Origin of the sequence: Ornithinibacillus proteolyticus (assembly GCF_039581225.1) — a bacterium.
GTDB lineage: Bacteria > Bacillota > Bacilli > Bacillales > Amphibacillaceae > Ornithinibacillus > Ornithinibacillus massiliensis.
In genome coordinates, this window is sequence record NZ_JBCPXV010000005.1 from 84,798 (window position 1) to 102,041 (window position 17,244).

Annotated in this window: 15 protein-coding genes and 1 riboswitch; of the genes, 5 read left to right on the top strand and 10 right to left on the bottom strand. The window is 38.0% G+C overall.

What is annotated here, in order from left to right; all coding sequences use genetic code 11:
• Positions 1-80 precede the first annotated feature (80 nt).
• Positions 81-1,562 carry a methyl-accepting chemotaxis protein gene (locus AAIB49_RS04365; protein WP_339216891.1) on the bottom strand — a complete coding sequence of 494 codons (1,482 nt, stop codon included), beginning with the start codon at positions 1,560-1,562 and terminating at the stop codon, positions 81-83.
• A 182-nt stretch (positions 1,563-1,744) separates the two neighbouring features.
• On the opposite strand from AAIB49_RS04365, the gene AAIB49_RS04370 reads away from it, so the two are divergent.
• Positions 1,745-2,773, top strand: a complete 1,029-nt coding sequence (locus AAIB49_RS04370; RefSeq protein WP_343457310.1) for a ketopantoate reductase family protein — start codon at positions 1,745-1,747, stop codon at positions 2,771-2,773.
• 74 nt (positions 2,774-2,847) lie between these two features.
• Here the strand turns inward: AAIB49_RS04370 and AAIB49_RS04375 are convergent, their stop codons facing one another.
• A complete protein-coding gene (locus AAIB49_RS04375) occupies positions 2,848-4,881 on the bottom strand; it encodes a catalase (RefSeq protein ID WP_339216895.1) in 2,034 nt (677 codons plus the stop codon).
• Between the two features lie 115 nt (positions 4,882-4,996).
• Here AAIB49_RS04375 and AAIB49_RS04380 point away from each other — a divergent pair, with 115 nt between their 5' ends.
• The gene (locus AAIB49_RS04380) at positions 4,997-5,188 is read left to right on the top strand and encodes a YbxH family protein (RefSeq protein ID WP_339216897.1); all 192 of its coding nucleotides are present in this window, start codon (positions 4,997-4,999) and stop codon (positions 5,186-5,188) included.
• A gap of 303 nt (positions 5,189-5,491) precedes the next feature.
• On the opposite strand, the gene AAIB49_RS04385 is transcribed toward AAIB49_RS04380, so the two are convergent.
• Both AAIB49_RS04385 and AAIB49_RS04390 read right to left on the bottom strand, forming a co-directional pair.
• Positions 5,492-5,668, bottom strand: coding sequence for a DUF2187 family protein (locus AAIB49_RS04385; protein WP_186868925.1), 177 nt, complete (start codon positions 5,666-5,668; stop codon positions 5,492-5,494).
• 92 nt (positions 5,669-5,760) lie between these two features.
• Positions 5,761-6,369 (bottom strand): cadmium resistance transporter, encoded by a 609-nt coding sequence (locus AAIB49_RS04390; RefSeq protein ID WP_339216899.1) that lies wholly within the window; start codon positions 6,367-6,369, stop codon positions 5,761-5,763.
• Positions 6,370-6,542: 173 nt separating this feature from the next.
• Here AAIB49_RS04390 and AAIB49_RS04395 point away from each other — a divergent pair, with 173 nt between their 5' ends.
• A complete protein-coding gene (locus AAIB49_RS04395; RefSeq protein WP_339216901.1) occupies positions 6,543-7,676 on the top strand; it encodes a zinc-dependent alcohol dehydrogenase in 1,134 nt (377 codons plus the stop codon).
• A gap of 99 nt (positions 7,677-7,775) precedes the next feature.
• Here AAIB49_RS04395 and AAIB49_RS04400 read toward each other — a convergent pair whose 3' ends face one another.
• Positions 7,776-9,581, bottom strand: coding sequence for a M3 family oligoendopeptidase (locus AAIB49_RS04400; protein WP_343457311.1), 1,806 nt, complete (start codon positions 9,579-9,581; stop codon positions 7,776-7,778).
• Positions 9,582-9,784: 203 nt separating this feature from the next.
• Here AAIB49_RS04400 and cysK point away from each other — a divergent pair, with 203 nt between their 5' ends.
• Positions 9,785-10,702, top strand: coding sequence for a cysteine synthase A (gene cysK / locus AAIB49_RS04405; RefSeq protein WP_339216904.1), 918 nt, complete (start codon positions 9,785-9,787; stop codon positions 10,700-10,702).
• A gap of 128 nt (positions 10,703-10,830) precedes the next feature.
• Here the strand turns inward: cysK and pepV are convergent, their stop codons facing one another.
• Entirely contained in the window at positions 10,831-12,240 is a 1,410-nt protein-coding gene (gene pepV, locus AAIB49_RS04410) for a dipeptidase PepV (RefSeq protein WP_343457312.1), read from the bottom strand.
• Positions 12,241-12,453: 213 nt separating this feature from the next.
• A riboswitch (cobalamin riboswitch) is annotated at positions 12,454-12,628 on the top strand.
• A gap of 180 nt (positions 12,629-12,808) precedes the next feature.
• On the opposite strand from pepV, the gene AAIB49_RS04415 reads away from it, so the two are divergent.
• On the top strand, positions 12,809-13,267 hold the full coding sequence (locus AAIB49_RS04415) for an acyl-CoA thioesterase (RefSeq protein WP_339216908.1): 459 nt from the start codon (positions 12,809-12,811) through the stop codon (positions 13,265-13,267).
• Positions 13,268-13,311: 44 nt separating this feature from the next.
• Here AAIB49_RS04415 and AAIB49_RS04420 read toward each other — a convergent pair whose 3' ends face one another.
• From AAIB49_RS04420 to AAIB49_RS04435, 4 genes are all read right to left on the bottom strand, one after another.
• The gene (locus AAIB49_RS04420; protein ID WP_339216910.1) at positions 13,312-14,322 is read right to left on the bottom strand and encodes a FecCD family ABC transporter permease; all 1,011 of its coding nucleotides are present in this window, start codon (positions 14,320-14,322) and stop codon (positions 13,312-13,314) included.
• Positions 14,319-15,299 (bottom strand): FecCD family ABC transporter permease, encoded by a 981-nt coding sequence (locus AAIB49_RS04425; protein WP_343457313.1) that lies wholly within the window; start codon positions 15,297-15,299, stop codon positions 14,319-14,321. Before AAIB49_RS04425 ends, AAIB49_RS04420 begins: the two co-directional genes overlap by 4 nt.
• Positions 15,300-15,473: 174 nt before the next feature.
• On the bottom strand, positions 15,474-16,400 hold the full coding sequence (locus tag AAIB49_RS04430) for an iron-hydroxamate ABC transporter substrate-binding protein (protein ID WP_343457314.1): 927 nt from the start codon (positions 16,398-16,400) through the stop codon (positions 15,474-15,476).
• Between the two features lie 4 nt (positions 16,401-16,404).
• The gene (locus AAIB49_RS04435) at positions 16,405-17,196 is read right to left on the bottom strand and encodes an ABC transporter ATP-binding protein (protein WP_343457315.1); all 792 of its coding nucleotides are present in this window, start codon (positions 17,194-17,196) and stop codon (positions 16,405-16,407) included.
• Positions 17,197-17,244 lie beyond the last annotated feature (48 nt).

The window sequence follows — 17,244 nt, forward strand, 5'->3', positions numbered from 1 at the left end:
CCCCCTGTATTCAGTATAGATCTTATTGGTAATTTGAAAAAATACTATATTTCTATCTACATTGATAACTATTTGTTATATCACTTGTTAATTAATTGCTTTAATTCCTTACTTAATTCACTTATTTCGACTACTGCTGTATTAATCGATGTAATTAGATCATGCTCACTTTCCAATGTAGAAACAATTTCTTGTGTGGATGATGCATTTTCCTCCGAAATATTTGCTACGTTTTCGAGCTGTTCTTGGATAGCTTTAAAATCAACTGTTACGGATTGAATCTCTTTCATGCCAATGGATAGACTAGTGCTCGTATCTTTAAAGGATTTCTTCAGCTCATCGAAGAAGGAAGATACCTCATTCAATAATTCCATTCCTTCACGAGCGGCAAGCTCTCCTTCAGTAGATTTTTCTTTAGCACTCTCTGACTTTTGAAACAGGTTATCCGTTACCTCCGTAATATCAACCGTAATACTAGCACTTTGTTCTGCTAGTTTACGAACTTCATCTGCTACAACGGCAAAGCCTTTTCCATACTCTCCTGCACGTGCGGATTCAATAGCAGCATTTAAGGCTAGTAGGTTCGTTTGTTCTGCTATATCCCTAATACCTTGCAGCAATGAATTTACCCTACCTAAGCTGTCCTGTAAATCTGTTACTGTTAACGTAGTTGTGCCAATTGCATCATTTACCGTACGGATATGATTGGTTGCCTGTTGAACTTTTTCCCAACCTGCCTGCACTTCCCCATTCATATGCTCTGACTTTTCTACGATATTTTGCGAAATGGCTATCGTTTGATTTGTTTTCTCTAATGATGAGCCCATCGATTCATTAACCGTACTAACACTTTCTGCTTCATCTTGAATAGCAGTAGCCATTTGCTGAACCGAATCTAATACTAGCTCACTGGATTCAACTATTGTTGAAATATCCTTATTAAATTGACCTATTGTTGAATCTAATTTATTCGCGCCATCTTCAATTGTATGGAAAGTATCCTGCAGTTTATCTAGTAATTCCTTCGCTTCTAATTCTTTTTTCGATGACTCTTCTACTAAATCTCTTCCCCATTTCGTTAATAGATATAGCGCAATTAAAATTCCATCTACCAAAGCGATTACTGTAATAAATCCCTTTAAATTATCATCAATCGAAAGCAGATTTGTAGGCTCTAGGAAGTACAAAGCAAATAAAAGTATGTTTAATACGATACCGAATATTAATATTAATTCTTTTTTAAAATACAACGCAATCATAGCTATTGTTAAAAATATAAGGTAGTGCTTATTTAATGCAAATCCATCTATAACGAATAGCAGCATCACAACTAGGTTTGGGATTAGTGCAAAAATAAACCCTTTCACATAGGCTGGTATTGGCAAGAAATAGTTACCAGTAGAGATGATAATGACGACTAAACCAGCTATAATAATGCCAATACTATCTCCCACACCTCTAGCCAATACGATTGGTATTACTAACAGAAACGTGATGGCAAATAATAATATAAAATTTACTTTATGAACCCTTTTTGTATTATATGTATCTAAATGATTCATGGTCTTCCCCCTCATATACAAACTTACTCATACTACTATATCGTCATCTAATGCTTTATTGTGAAGTTTATTTATTTTTTTCAATATATGTCGTTTTGTTTGCCAGAGTTCTACTTGTTCCTATAAGCTAAATGTATTAGGTTTACTAGAGAATGTATTATCGACTTAGGAGGTTGTTTAACTTGAGAATTGGAATTATGGGGGCAGGTTCTTTAGGGACCATTATTGGTGCACTTATCTCGAAAGGGAATGACGAGGTAGAATTAATCGATGTTTACGAAGACCATGTAAAGGCATTAAATGAACGCGGTGCAACCATTACTGGTACGATGAATGAAACGATTCCGGTTAAAGCTATTACACCAGCTGAAATGTCTGGAAACTATGATTTAATTTTATTACTTACTAAGCAAGTATTTAATCATGATGTTGTATCAAACTTGAAAAACTATTTACATCAGGACAGTGTTATTTTATCACTACAAAATGGTGTACCAGAAGAAAGCCTTGTCTCTATTTTAGGAGAAAAACGTGTTATTGGAGGTTCTGTTGAGTTTGGTGCTACTTTTAAGGAACCTGGTGTTTCTGAATTAACTACCGCAACAGAAGCTTTCCAAAGCAATGCTTTCCAAATAGGGGAATTAGATGGGTCTATTACAGATAGAGTGCAAAAAATAAAAGAGATTTTAGATCTTGTTGGTGGCACCCATGTTACAGATAATTTAGTTGGTACGAAATGGTCTAAGTTACTAGTTAATGTTGCTTTAAGTGGTATGTCAGCTGCACTTGGCTGTAACTTTGGTGAGGTTATTAAAGACGAAGCGAGTGTTTATAGTGCTGTATCATTAGCAGACGAAACGATTCGTGTTGGAGAAGCAGCTGGTGTAACGTTTGCTCCACTTGCTGGATTTGACTTAGGTGTCTTTAAACTAGCAGAAGATGAAAGTAATTTACCAACTGCTATTGGATTTGCTCGAAAAGCTTTCGAACCCCAAGCCTTACTAAGAGCAAGTATGCTCCAAGATCTAGAAAAACAAAGAAAAACGGAAATTGACTATATTAATGGATTCGTAGCTGCAAAAGGAAAAGAACTAGGTATTGCTACACCATATAACAATCTTGTTGTACAACTAGTTAAAAAGGCAGAAGAAGAAAAATCAGTACCTACCTTCGAAGGAAATATTGATTACTTTAAAGCACTTAAGAAGTAATTATTTTACTTATACGTTCTAAATCCTTTAAAGGGAACTAGATACCATTCTCAAGGCATCTAGTTCCCTTTTATTTATCGATTCCAATGTCGATGCCGTGCAACTGCTTGAACAAAGTGTCTTGCAAACTCATTCACATTTTCATCCGTTACTACTCCAGGTTTATTTACCATCTGGTTAGCCTCTAACCATTTCTTCCCTTCGCCTATTGCACCAATCGTTTTTTTATGACGATATGCTTCATCAATGAAATAAGCTGCTTTTTCATTAAACATTTTATCTGTGCTACTGCCGCGCACCATGAAGACAGCATCATATAATACGGATTGAGCAGTATAGACATTTTGCACAGCCTCTAATACAACACCATTGGTTCCTTTTACTGGTCCTAAATCTTCACTGATAAACTCTACTACGAGTCCTTCTTTCTTCCAATAATCAAGTATTGATTTTATTACATTACCGTGAAAGCCATCTGAAATAATGACAGCAACCTTACGTGTCTTAGCAGTCATCGTAGTATTTAATTGACTTAGCGCTGGGGATGCTTTTGTAACAGGAGAACCTCCCTCGGTTGGCGGTTTGACCCCAATATTTCTAGCAATGATTTGTGCTAACTGTAGATCAACATTAGCAAATAAATCTACATTTTGCTGGCGAACCGACTTGCTCTTTACCTTTCCTAACTCAAAGCTAAACGCATCGATAATATGCTTTTTCTCCGGCTCACTCATACTATTCCAGAACAGCTTTGCTTGAGAAAAGAAATCTGTAAAGCTCTTACTCCTCGCGCGAATTTTCTTACCGTCTACCTTCTCCTCATAATGCTTATATCCACCTTGCTCAGGTGACGCAGGTGCTGGAGTATTTCCTTGAAGAGAATTACGGTGGTAATTTACTCTGGCAACATTGATAGCCTGCCTATGAAATCCATCACGTTGATTATTATGGAATGGACAGATCGGCCTATTAATAGGAAGCTCATGAAAGTTAGGACCACCGAGCCGAATCAATTGGGTATCGATATATGAAAATAGGCGAGCTTGTAATAACGGGTCATTAGTAAAGTCAATGCCAGGTACAACATTCCCTGGATGAAATGCTACTTGCTCAGTCTCGGCAAAGAAGTTATCGACATTTTTGGTTAATGTCATTTTCCCAATGATTTTAACAGGTACTTCTTCCTCTGGAATCAGCTTGGTTGCATCTAATAAATCAAAATCAAATTTAAACTCATCTTCCTGTGGTACGATTTGTACTCCAAGCTCATATTCTGGATAATCTCCTCTTTCAATGGCATCCCATAAGTCGTTGCGGTGGAAATCAGGATCAATTCCCATCAGCTTTTGCGCTTCATCCCAAACTAGTGAATGTACCCCGAGCTTTGGCTTCCAGTGGAACTTAATAAAAAATGCCTCACCAGTTGCATTAACAAATCGAAACGTGTTAACCCCAAACCCTTCCATCATTCGAAAGCTTCTCGGTATAGCTCGGTCTGACATGATCCACATGACCATGTGTGCATTTTCAGGATTATTAGCAACAAAGTCCCAAAAGTTATCATGTGCAGTCGATGCCTGTGGAATATCATTATGAGGCTCAGGCTTGAATGAGTGCACTACATCTGGGAATTTAATTCCATCTTGTATAAAGAAGACTGGAATATTATTCGCTACGAGGTCATAGTTTCCTTCTTCTGTATAAAATTTCGTTGCAAACCCACGAGCATCCCTTGCCGTATCACCGGATCCTTTTGAACCGTTTACGGTGGAAAACCGGACAAATACTGGTACTTTTTTTGAAGTATCGGTAAAGATTTTCGCTTTCGTATACTGTTCCATACTTTCATAAAGCTGAAATTCACCATGAGCAGCAAATCCTCGAGCATGAACAACCCTTTCTGGAATCCTTTCATGATCAAAGTGGGTCATCTTCTCCCTAAAGTGAAAATCTTCCATTAGGGTTGGCCCCCGTACGCCAGCTGTTAAGGAAAGCTCATCCTCTGACACTCTAAGTCCTTGGTTAGTAGTCATATACTTCCCTTTGTCATCTACACGAAAAGACTCCAGTTGCGCATCCTTTTCGTTCTCATTTCGCTTATCCGTCATTCAGCATACCTCCCCATTAATGGATATGCTGTGATTAGTTCATTTATCCATATGAATTGAATAGGGCAAGTTAGCAAATTACTAATACAACACTATATTTTGAGGGGTGGACTAAATGGGTGCGATTGAGCGCAGTGGTTATCGTTTCGAGCCAGAGTTTAGTGTTATTGAGCAAAACGGGGCAATCCACGTATATCAAGATGGGCAATTTGTCGAAGAAATTACATTTCGATTTTCCGGTAACTATCCTGAAGTGGACATGATAGAAGAATTAGTAAACGCTTATTGTGAGGAAAGAGGATTGTAACGGTGGTTTAATCAGTTGACGTTATGTTAGACCATAAAGTGGCCAAATTTAAAAGAGGCTGGGACTTAACTAAAACAAAGGTAATAAAATGCGAACAATCACCACATTAGCCCCTGAAATATACGGAGACTCCTGTGGGAGGAAAGGGCACTGCCTGAGACCCCGGAAGAGCTTTAGCTCTGAGGAGGCTCACCAGCCGCCCACGAACCGCAAGTATATTTCCGGGGCGGATTTGATGCGCTAACTTTAATGTTCGGTTTATCCTATGTTAGAAATAGTTTTGTCTAAAGCCTCTTCCATTCATCAAACTAATGCATAATTCTTGTGGTTAATTACGGTCTTGATTGGTTCATCACGTACCTTGTTATGTCCAATTTCCACAATGACAGAGTTTTCTCGTACGATAAGAACAGTTCCTTTTTTCCCTTTATAATCTCCAGTTAAAATTTCAATTGTATCGCCTTCATTTGCTTTTGCCATTATTTAAAACTCCTTCTATTTCTTCTTTACATATAAATAGTATTCCACATGGCATGATAACAGATTCACTATAAATAAATAAGTAAAACGCCTTACAAAAATAAATCCAGAATAGTTTCAATCGTGTCATTTTCCAATAGGATATGAAGACCAATCCCGATAAATACTAGAGGAATAATGATTCTTTTGTATTTATTTACAAACGTATAAACTTTTGAACTAGAAGCTAATAGATGACATAATCCACTCCATATCAGTACCATAACAAAGAACGTTATCGAAGCAAGAATAATTTGATAAGAAGTCAATGTAGTAAAATATGGCACCATAATCGCAACTTCCTCTGCACCGCCAGCTAATGCAATAACAAAGACTCTAAGCGTAAGATTACTGAATATCGAGGTTTTATGAAGAATTCTCTCGCGCTCTTCCTCTTCATCATCCCCTTCAAATAAAGCCATTATTCCTATGGCTATTGGAAGTAAACCAAATAAGCCTGTCCATTTTCCAGTAATAAAAGATATTCCATATAGAGCTATTAAGGAGATAATTAAGATTCCAGTCATTCCTAATTGCTGTCCAATATATATTTGCCTTTCCTGTCGTTTACTTTTAGCATGAGCAAACAAAAAAATGAGTACGATCATTTCATCGATACCTGCAGCAATAAACATGATAGCCATTGTTAGAATTGTAGCCAAGAAAAATTCCCCCTATAAGACGAGCTTAATACTATTATAAGCTTGGGAATTTTGGAATAGACCAAGATCATAACAACTTTCTATCGCTAGGTTCATGAAGAATACATACTTTCACCAATTGAACACAAAATAGCTGTATAGATTACGTTAATTCCAGGAGGTATTATGGTATTATGAAGGCTGTTACGTATCAAGGTAAATATCAAGTTGCGGTGAAAGATGTTCAAGCGCCAACTATTCAAGACAAAGAAGATGTGATTATTAAAGTTACTTCTACTGCGATTTGTGGTTCTGACCTACATCTCTATCAGGGGAATTTTCCTCTTCCAATTGGCTATGTCATTGGACACGAACCGATGGGAATAGTAGAAGAAGTGGGATCGGATGTCACCAAAGTAAAAAAGGGTGATCGTGTCGTTATACCGTTTACAGTAGCTTGCGGGAAATGTCATTATTGCCATCATGAATTAGAGAGCCAATGTGATAACGCCAATCCACATTATGATTCTGGTGGATATCTTGGGTACTCGGAGAAATTTGGTAACTATCCCGGTGGTCAAGCGGAGTATTTGCGAGTACCATTTGGTAATTACACTCCTTTTATCATACCGCAGGATTGTGAATTAGAAGACGAATCTTTACTGTTCTTATCGGATGTATTACCAACTTCTTACTGGAGTGTTGTAAATAGCGGGGTTAAAGCAGGCGACACGGTGATTGTATTAGGTTCTGGACCAATCGGATTAATGACACAACAATTTGCATGGAAACAAGGGGCAGAACGTGTCATTGCAGTGGATTACATCCAGAACAGACTAGAACTCTCTAGAACAATAAATCAAACAGAAGTATTTGATTTTACGAAAGATGAAGATATGGGGGAAACCTTAAAGGAAATTACCAAAGGTGGCGCCGATGTTGTTATCGATTGTGTTGGAATGGATGGGAAAAAGTCTCCACTTGAATGGGTAGAACAAAAATTAAAGCTACAGGGTGGGACATTAGGACCCATTCAAATTGCTACGAAAGCTGTTCGTAAAGGCGGAACATTACAAATTACTGGCGTATACGGTGGACTTTATAATATGTTCCCATTAGGCCCTTTCTTTAGCCGCAATATAACAATTAAAATGGGACAAGCACCTGCGCGTCATTTCATGCCACATCTATACAACATGATTATCAATGAGGAGATAGATCCTACGAAAATTATTACCCATCGCTTAGGATTAGAGGATGCTCCACATGCGTATACGATCTTCAATAATAAAGAGGATAACTGTGTTAAAGTAGTTTTAAAACCTTAAAAGTAAAGTGTTGAGTTTAAATGTGATTATTAAAAGAGCCGAACAATGAATGCGTATATTGTCCGGCTCTTTCTTATGTTCCAATCACTTTTGATAACTTTATTTTACAATTTCATTTGTCAATTCAATAAATTCCGCTGCATCTTTTGCCATTAATTGAATGCCAGCAGCCCAGAAATCTTCCTTCGTAATATCGACGCCAAGATGCTTCTGAGCAAGATCCTCTACTTTCATAGAACCTGTATCACGAAGTAACGCAATATACTTATCCTCAAAACCATCCTTATCCTTCAAGTATTCAGCATAGATACCTAAGCTGAATAGGAATCCAAATGTGTACGGGAAGTTATAAAATGGTATTCCATCAATAAAGAAGTGAAGCTTACTACACCAGAAGTGTGGATGGTAGCTAGCTAAGCTATCCCCATAGGCTTCTTTTTGTGCTTCAACCATAAGTTCATTTAATCTCTTTTCTGAGACTATCCCTTTAGCACGTTCTTTATAGAATGCATCCTCAAATAGGAAACGAGCATGGATGTTCATAAACATCGCCGTAGCATTTTCTAATTTTGCATTTAGAAGACTTGTTTTTTCTTCTTTCGTCTTGGCATTTGCTACAGTTGCATTTCCGATAATCGTTTCGGCAAACGTACTAGCTGTTTCTGCCACGTTCATGGCGTAACGACGATTTAATGTTGGCAGATCCTTCATCACATGACTATGGAAAGCATGTCCTAGTTCATGAGCAAGTGTGCTTGTATCGGATGATGAACCAGTAAATGTCATGAAAATACGGGATTCCCCAAACTCTGGAAGTGAGGTGCAATAGCCACCTGGTCGTTTATTTGGTCTGTCTTCCGCTTCTACCCAACGATTTTCTAGCGCATGCTTCGCAAAGTCAGCTAATTTAGGCCCGAAGGATGAGAAGTTTTCAATAACAAAATCACATGCTTCATCATAAGTAAACTGAGTAGGTTTCACTTCGCCTAATGCTACAGGAGCATCCACATCCTGCCAGCCTAGTTTTTCCATACCTAATAATTTTGCTTTTTGATCAAGAAAATCTAGGAATGGTTTCTTATTATTGGAAACAGCGGACCACATGGCATTTAGTGTGTCCTCTGTCATTCGGTTATACTCTAAAGGTTCTTCTAAATGATCCTTATACTGATGTTTCTTTTGTAACGTAATACGGTATCCATCTAAATGGTTTAACGTATCTGCAAAGATTGGACCGTACTTTGTCCATGCCGCTTCCCAGTTTTCAAACAGTTGACTTCTTACTTCAGGATCTGGATCTGCGTACATTCTATTCATTGCTTGACCAACCGATAATTCGGTAGTATTGCCCTCTTTATCCGTAAATGGAATCGTCATAATAGATACTACTGTATCGTAAAGATTACTCCATGCAGCAAGACCATCCTTGTTAAGCTCGGCAATTAGCTTCTCTTCCTCTTCTGATAATAGGCGCTTACCTTCTGAACGAATCTCATTTAATGCAAAAGAAAGCTCTTTTAAATCACTATCTTCTAGCATAGTAGTCCATTCAGTATCTGGTATTTCAACTAGCTTTTTCGTAAATGTATTGGATAACTTTTGAACTTCACTATAAAGCTCCATAATCTGGCCCTTTACTACATTGGCATGCTCATCATTCATATATGCATCATGCCACATGTTTACGAATGTTCCAGCTTGACCTAACCCTTTTCCAATTACTTCTTGCTTGTTAAGAATCGTTTTAAACGTGTCAACGGACTGAGACGAATAATCCCAATCATTCAGTAACGCTTGATACGCTGTAATTTGATTTTGGACATCCTTTAATTTAGCCTGTAATTCCTCGGATTTCGTACCTCCAGGGAAAATTGTTTCTAAATCCCAAGTATCTATATATTTCATTTATTTTCACGCTCCCTTTCTATCATTGTAAACCTTCACGTAATATTTGAAAACTATAATAACTTTTAATAATAGAAACACTTTCCACTAATGATTGCGTATATGAGGCTATATGTACCATCATTCAACTGTTTGCTTTTTAGCTTATTTCAGTAGTAAAATGACGGAAACATTAAAATTCCTATAAAGAAAGTCGGTATATAATGAAAGTCGTACAAAACATCTCTCAGCTTATTGGGGAGACCCCTATTGTTAAATTAAATAAAGTTGTTCCTGAAGATTCCGCGGATATTTATGTCAAACTAGAAATGTTCAATCCTAGTAAAAGCGTTAAAGATCGTGCGGCATTTAATATGATTCGCGTTGCCGAAGAAAAAGGTCTACTAAAACCAGGTGGAACGATTATTGAGCCTACTAGTGGGAACACGGGAATCGGATTAGCCATGAATGCAGCTGCAAGAGGATATAAAGCCATCTTAGTTATGCCCGATAATAGCACATTAGAAAGAAGAAGAATCCTACAAGCATATGGTGCAGAAATTGTATTAACACCTAGTGAAGAAAAAATGCCAGGCTGTATTCGTAAAGCATTAGAATTACAAAAAGAAATTCCTGGTAGCTTCATACCACAGCAATTTGAAAACGAGGCAAATCCTAGTATTCATCGAACCACTACTGCATTAGAACTATTAGAGCAAATGGATCATTGCTTAGATGGATTTGTGTGTACTGCTGGTACGGGTGGAACGGTAACTGGAACTGGTGAAGTGTTAAAAGAGAACCTTCCCCACATACATATTGCCGTAGTAGAGCCTAAAGGATCCCCAGTGCTATCCGGTGGTCTGCCTGGAAAGCATAAGCTTGTTGGAACAAGTCCTGGATTTATTCCAACTATATTGAATACAGCCATCTATGATGAAATTATTCAAATTGAGGATAAAGAAGCAATTCGTATGCTTCGTCAATTAGCTCAATTAGAAGGAATCTTTATCGGTCCTTCAGGCGCTGCAGCTGTTTACGCGGCAATTCAAGTTGGGAAAAAGTTAGGAAAAGGAAAACGTGTAGTATGTATAGCACCAGATACAGGTGAACGTTATTTAAGCATGGGATTGTTTGAATAAGGAAAAAGGTTTGCATAAAAAGATAACCGAATGATCATACAAATTCCTCTCTGGAATTGTGTAATCATTCGGTTTAACACTACCTTCTCTTTGTTTTGCCTTTCACTCTTGATGCTTCCTCTATTTTATTACTTTGCTAATTCATAAATTGCTTGGGCATAAATCGCCGTTGCCAGTAATAAATCATCGACAATAGCATATTCATCTTTTTGATGCATGACATCTTCTCGTCCAGGGAATAAGGCTCCAAAAGCAACCCCATGGTCTAATGCGCGCGCATAGGTTCCTCCACCAATTGCTAATAAGTCGGCCTTCTCACCTGTCTGTTCTTCATACACCTTTTGCAATGTTTTAATTAAAGGGTCATCCTTTTTCACATAAGTTGGCTTCGAATCCGAGAAGTTTTCTAATTGTAAGCCTTTTGAATGTAAGGTTGCTTCAATTTTCTTTCTTCCTTCTTCAATATCAAATGTGACAGGATAACGCATATTTAACCCAATGCGGCCCCCAGCTTCCCTACTATAGCTCATCACACCTACATTAATTGTTAAATCACCAGAGTCTTCGTCTTCATACTCAATTCCGAAAACTTCTCCACGTGATTTATTGTGGAACGCTGATACAGTTGACATGTACTTTTGTCCCTCTTCATCTAATTCAAGCTTTTGTAAGTATTGTGCTAATAATATTCCGGCATTTTTGCCATGACGTGGTTCAGCACCATGTGCACTTTTGCCAATTAAACGAAAGAACAACTCACCATTTTCGGTAGTAGCTTCTCCTTCGAGCTTTATCTCTTTCAAATACTCAAGATAATCTTCTATTAGTTTAGTAGGTGCCTCCTGTACTTTAATCGTTGCTTGCGCAAAATCTGGTACCATATTGTATCTGCGACCGGATTGGAAGGATACTAGTTGATAGCTTGCAGATGGTTCTTGCTTAGGAATGGGTTGGACAATATCATAATCCGCGATTCCTTTTTCTGCAAAAATAATAGGGAAATCCGCATCTGGTACAAATCCTGTTGTAGGCATTTCCTCTTGTGTAAAATAATGATCGACACAACGCCAGTTACTTTCCTCATCTGTCCCGATAATTAGGCGAACTCGCTTACGTAAAGGTAGCCCTAGTTCTTTTATTATTTTCATTCCATAATATGCTGCCATAGTCGGACCCTTATCATCACTAGATCCGCGAGCATAGATTTTACCATCCTTTACAATGCCACTATAAGGATCAACACTCCAGCCATCCCCTTCTGGAACGACATCGACATGCCCTAATACCCCAATTAATTCTTTCCCTTGCCCCATTTCAACATGACCTGCAAGGTTATCAACATTTTTACTCGAAAATCCGTTTTCCTCACCTAAATCTAACACATATTGTAGGGCATCTTTAATGCCTTGTCCTAATGGAGCATCCTCAGAAGTATTTTCTTCATCTAGGACACTTTTAATTTGAAGTAGTCCTTGTAGATCTTTAATAAATTCGTCTTTTCTCTTTAAAACTTCCTCCATCCAATTGATGGTAGCCATATGTATTTCACTCCTTCCACTTATTTCAAACAAACGTTTGATTCACTCAGTATTCTAACAACATCTTTATTTTACTCCTTTACCAGAATTTAGCATAATAGTTCACATTACTTATCATTCCATTCCCATGTACTAACATTCGTTAAAACAATTGGCATAATCAACAAACTATATTAAATTTATAATATGGTCTGTTGCCATACAACTACATATAGGTATACCAGTAGAATTGGTGTCTTAATAGACTTAATAGGGAATCTGGTGAAAATCCAGAACTGTCCCCGCAACTGTAAATGCTGACGAAATAAGAATACCACTGTCTAAGACGGGAAGGCTTAAAGTAGGGTGAAGCATAAGTCAGGAGACCTGCCAGTTCTATGATGTATGATCTTCTTCGGGAATTGAGAAGGTTGGATATGAGGGTATAATGAACAGCTATAGACCAGTCGTGTGGTCTATCCTTTACACCTGCATCAAATTCCATCTTCTTTAATAAGGATGGATTTTTTTAATTCCATCACTTTTTGAAGAGACCTATAATACAAAAAAAGAAGAAAGAGGGAGTGTAATGGAAAAGCTATCTACAAATGTTTCACGTACTATTCTAACCAAATTGGTGTTACCACCTGACACTAATCACTTAGGTACCATTTTTGGCGGAAAGGTTTTATCTTATATTGATGAAATTGCTGCGATTGCTGCTATGAAACACAGTGGGAAGGTAGTCGTTACAGCATCCATTGATAGGGTGAATTTTCTATCATCAGCAAGAGTTGGCGATATTTTAACTTTAGAGGGGTTTGTCATTTCTACGGGGAGAACTTCCATGGAGGTTTATGTGAAGGTTGAATGTGAACAGTTTAAAACAAGGGAAAAAAGTCTAACCACTACCTCCTTTATTACGATGGTAGCGATTGATGAACATGGTAAGCCAGTACCTGTTCCAGGGGTGATTCCAGAAACAGAGCATGAGCTTGAGTTATTTCAAGAGGCACAGAAGAAAAGGGCAAAGTTAGCCAAACAATAAGGGGAGATATATTCTCCCCCATATGCTAAAATGAAGCCCCATTACTAGATTCGTTTCATTAACAAATAAATAAAATAGGGTGCGCCGATTATTGCTGTCATGACTCCAGCTGGGATCGCTTCATCTGGTAACAAATTTTGTCCAATCACATCTGCCAGCAATAATAGAAATCCACCTAAAAGTGTTGCAATTGGGATGAACAATTGATTTCTTGGTCCTACTAATGCTTTAGCCATATGTGGGGCCATCAGCCCGATGAAAGCAATTCCTCCCGTTACCGCTACGGCTGCTGCAGCCAAAGCCGTTGCTGTTATCAATAAAGAAAATCGTTCTTTCTCAATCGATATGCCAAGCCCTGTAGCAACAGGCATATCCATGGAAAGAATGTTTAACCGATTTGCCTTATAGATAGCATAAGGAATAAGTAGGATTAACCAAGGAAGTAATGCTATAATAAAAGGCCAATCTGTCCCCCATATATTGCCTGCAATCCACTTTGAAATAAAATCTACCTTTTCCCGCTCTTCGGAAGAAATAACCACAATCATAACACCTGAAAGTGCCATCGCGAATCCAACCCCAATTAATACTAATCGGATTGGATGGAATCCACTATTTCTCTTATAAGATAAAAGGTAAATGATTACCGCTGTAACAAATGCACCAATAAAAGCAAGAACTGGTAATAAATATACAAAGTTTCCTGCATCTATTGGAAAATATAAAAAGAAAATAGCAATTACTACACCTGCACCTGCATTTATTCCAATTATGCCTGGGTCTGCTAGGTCATTTCTAGTAATACCTTGTAAAATAGAGCCTGACACCGCTAATGCCGCACCTGCCAGAATAGTAATTAAAATCCTTGGCAACCTTACCTCGAATAGAACAAAGTGTTCCTTAAAACTTCCTTCACCAAATAATGTTGGAAGAATTCTATCAAAGGAGACAGAGGAATATCCTATTCCCATGGATATTATCGCAGTAATGATAATCAGAACAAGCAATGAGAAGAATATGATTCGCTGTTTTACTACTAGTTCTGGACGGATCATGAGAATACCTTGCCCCCTCTATGTATCACGATTAGGAAAAATGGTAACCCCAATATAGCGACAATCGCAGCAACCGGTGTTTCATAAGGGGCATTTATCGTTCTCCCAGCTAAATCAGCTAGCATCATAAAAGTAGCCCCTACTATAGCAGAAAAAGGAATAATAACACGATAATCTGTCCCTACTATTGCACGCACCATATGGGGAATCATTAATCCAATAAAGACCATATTACCAACAAGTGCTACCGCTGCACCTGTTAAAAGGATGATTACAACGAATAAGACAGCCTTAATTTGCCTCGTTTTCTGACCCAGCCCTACCGCAACATTTTCATGTAAACTTAGGATAGTTAGCTGACGTGAGAATAGGATAGCAACAATAATTCCTATAACAATAACAGGTATAATAACCAATAGTTGCTTCCAAGTTGTCCCTATCAACCCACCAGAAGTCCACATCGATACATCTTTAGCTATTTTAAAATAAATACCAATAGCATCCGAAATCGCAGTTAATAACGCTGTCACCGCAGCACCTGCTAGTACAATTCGAAACGGTGAGAATCCACCTTTTTTCATGAGTCCAATGCCAAAGACGAGTAGAGCACCAATAGCAGCTCCTATGAAACAAGCAAGCATAATCGAGAAATAATTAGCAGAAGGAATAGACGCTATGGTGATGGCTAATGCCAAATTCGCTCCAGCTGTTAGTCCCAGCAATCCAGGATCTGCTAAAGGATTCCTTGTTAATCCCTGCATAATCGCACCAGCTACCGATAAAGAAGCGCCAACAAACATCGCCGCTACTACCCTTGGGATTCTAAGCTCTCGAATAATGGTTATCTGATCTGTTTGATCGCTTGAAGTTAAGGCTAGCCACACACTTTGAAAATCAATGTCTGCGGCACCAAATAATAAAGATGCCGCAAACCCAATGACAGCTATTGTGATCGTGATGAAAAATTTATATATCATGAATTGTTTACTCATCTTAACCCCGAACTTTCTTCCTTAAGACTTATTAGAAAAACGCGCATGTGCTCGTCCTTTAACGAATGTGTTCGTTTTTCTTATGCTGACGGGAATAACGGTTATACTTTCCGATTTCCGAAAAAGAGACTCCATAGCGAATCCCTTCTCTATTCTTGTTTAATTTTCCTGAAATGCCTTGATAAATGTTTCTAATTGAAGCTCTAATGTAAGTGGATCATTAAAGTAAAATTCGTTCGCATTTACTTCAATTACATTTCCATTTTTCACTGCTGGAATAGATTGATAGGTTTCTGTCTCTAAATACGCATTCTCTTGGTCAGAGAAACTACTAACTACCACATAGTCACCGATAAACTCTGGTAGCACTTCTGGAGAAATTGCATGGTAACCCGCTTTTAATGCAGTTTCTCTTACCTTATCTGGCATTTTTAACTTCATCTCTTGATAAAGAATTTCCGTTCCACGTCCCCAATTATCGCCATATACATATATTTGTTTATCATATCCTTCAATTACCGAAACGGTTAATTCCTCACCCAAACGAGAACGTATATCCTCTCCAGCTGCTACCGCACGATTTTGGAAGTCTTGAACCCATTCTGTCGCTTCTTTTTCCTTGTTTAATAATTTACCAATTTCAATATGTTGTGTAAGATAATCTACCTTACCATACGTGAAGAGTACAGTAGGGGCAATCTCACTTAATTTATCCACATTTTTCGTATTGGAAAGACCGATAATTAAGTCTGGCTCTAATTCAATTATTTTTTCTAAATCTTCATCTGATACTTGTTCTACATCCTTTAACCCCTCTTCAAAACGAGGATTTAGCTTACTCCAAGCATCGACACCTACTAAATTAACATCCAAAGCCATCACATTTCCTGCAAAGGACGAAAGAACAATGACACGCTGTGGGTCTTTAGGCACCTCAATCGGACCATTTTCAGATTCATAGATGATTGTATCTTCCTGCTTCGAGTCACTCTTATCTGACTGCTGACTTTCATTAGCCGTTTCCTTGTCACATGCACTAAGAACTAGTAGTACGATAAGGACAATGAATAGGATTATCTTTTTCATAACATTACGCTCCCTTAATTAAATTATAGGTAATACAAATCGGTTTATTGGTTCTCGGGTCTTTTTCAACCACCGCATCTATCTGAAAAACTTCCTTCAGTACTTCATGATTAATCACTTCTTCACTAGAACCAGAACGAACAATTTTGCCGTCTTTTAACGCAATAATATAATCAGCAAATCGTGCAGCTTGATTTAAATCATGCAGCACCATTACAATTGTCCTTCCCTCCTCCTTATTCAATTGTTGTAAAAGTTCCAACACCTCTAATTGATGTGCCATGTCTAGATAGGTAGTCGGTTCGTCTAAGAAGATAATCTCTGTTTCCTGCGCGAGCGCCATAGCAATCCAAACCCGTTGCCGTTGTCCTCCTGATAACGAATCCACGGATTCATACTTAAATTCGGCTGTCCCTGTTTTCTCCAAGGCCCGGTCAATAGCATCCAAATCGGATTGATTTAATCTACCAAATCCCTTTTGATAAGGAAACCGTCCATAAGATACTAGCTCTCCAACCGTTAAACCTACCGGAATTTCATTAGTTTGTGGAAGAATGGCCATTTTTCTTGCTAGTAATCTCGTATTCTCTATTAAAATGCTTTTGCCATCTAACATAATTGCTCCGGATTGATGAGAAATGATACGTGTTAGCGCTTTTAATAATGTCGACTTCCCACAACCATTTGATCCGATAATAGTTGTTATCTTCTTATCGGGAATTGCAAGTGATAGGTCATCTATAATGATTCGTTCCCCATACCCTAGACGCACACGGTCCGTATGTAATCTATGCATAATTACCTCCCATAATAGAAAAACTTCCACTTTAACCAATAGTAGCTT

Coding starts and splice junctions, on each gene's coding strand:
- AAIB49_RS04365 (WP_339216891.1), bottom strand. CDS start 1,562: ATGAATCATTTAGATACATATAATACAAAAAGGGTTCATAAAGTAAAT.
- AAIB49_RS04375 (WP_339216895.1), bottom strand. CDS start 4,881: ATGACGGATAAGCGAAATGAGAACGAAAAGGATGCGCAACTGGAGTCT.
- AAIB49_RS04380 (WP_339216897.1), top strand. CDS start 4,997: ATGGGTGCGATTGAGCGCAGTGGTTATCGTTTCGAGCCAGAGTTTAGT.
- AAIB49_RS04385 (WP_186868925.1), bottom strand. CDS start 5,668: ATGGCAAAAGCAAATGAAGGCGATACAATTGAAATTTTAACTGGAGAT.
- AAIB49_RS04395 (WP_339216901.1), top strand. CDS start 6,543: ATGAAGGCTGTTACGTATCAAGGTAAATATCAAGTTGCGGTGAAAGAT.
- AAIB49_RS04400 (WP_343457311.1), bottom strand. CDS start 9,581: ATGAAATATATAGATACTTGGGATTTAGAAACAATTTTCCCTGGAGGT.
- cysK (WP_339216904.1), top strand. CDS start 9,785: ATGAAAGTCGTACAAAACATCTCTCAGCTTATTGGGGAGACCCCTATT.
- pepV (WP_343457312.1), bottom strand. CDS start 12,240: ATGGCTACCATCAATTGGATGGAGGAAGTTTTAAAGAGAAAAGACGAA.
- AAIB49_RS04415 (WP_339216908.1), top strand. CDS start 12,809: ATGGAAAAGCTATCTACAAATGTTTCACGTACTATTCTAACCAAATTG.
- AAIB49_RS04420 (WP_339216910.1), bottom strand. CDS start 14,322: ATGATCCGTCCAGAACTAGTAGTAAAACAGCGAATCATATTCTTCTCA.
- AAIB49_RS04425 (WP_343457313.1), bottom strand. CDS start 15,299: ATGATATATAAATTTTTCATCACGATCACAATAGCTGTCATTGGGTTT.
- AAIB49_RS04430 (WP_343457314.1), bottom strand. CDS start 16,400: ATGAAAAAGATAATCCTATTCATTGTCCTTATCGTACTACTAGTTCTT.
- AAIB49_RS04435 (WP_343457315.1), bottom strand. CDS start 17,196: ATGCATAGATTACATACGGACCGTGTGCGTCTAGGGTATGGGGAACGA.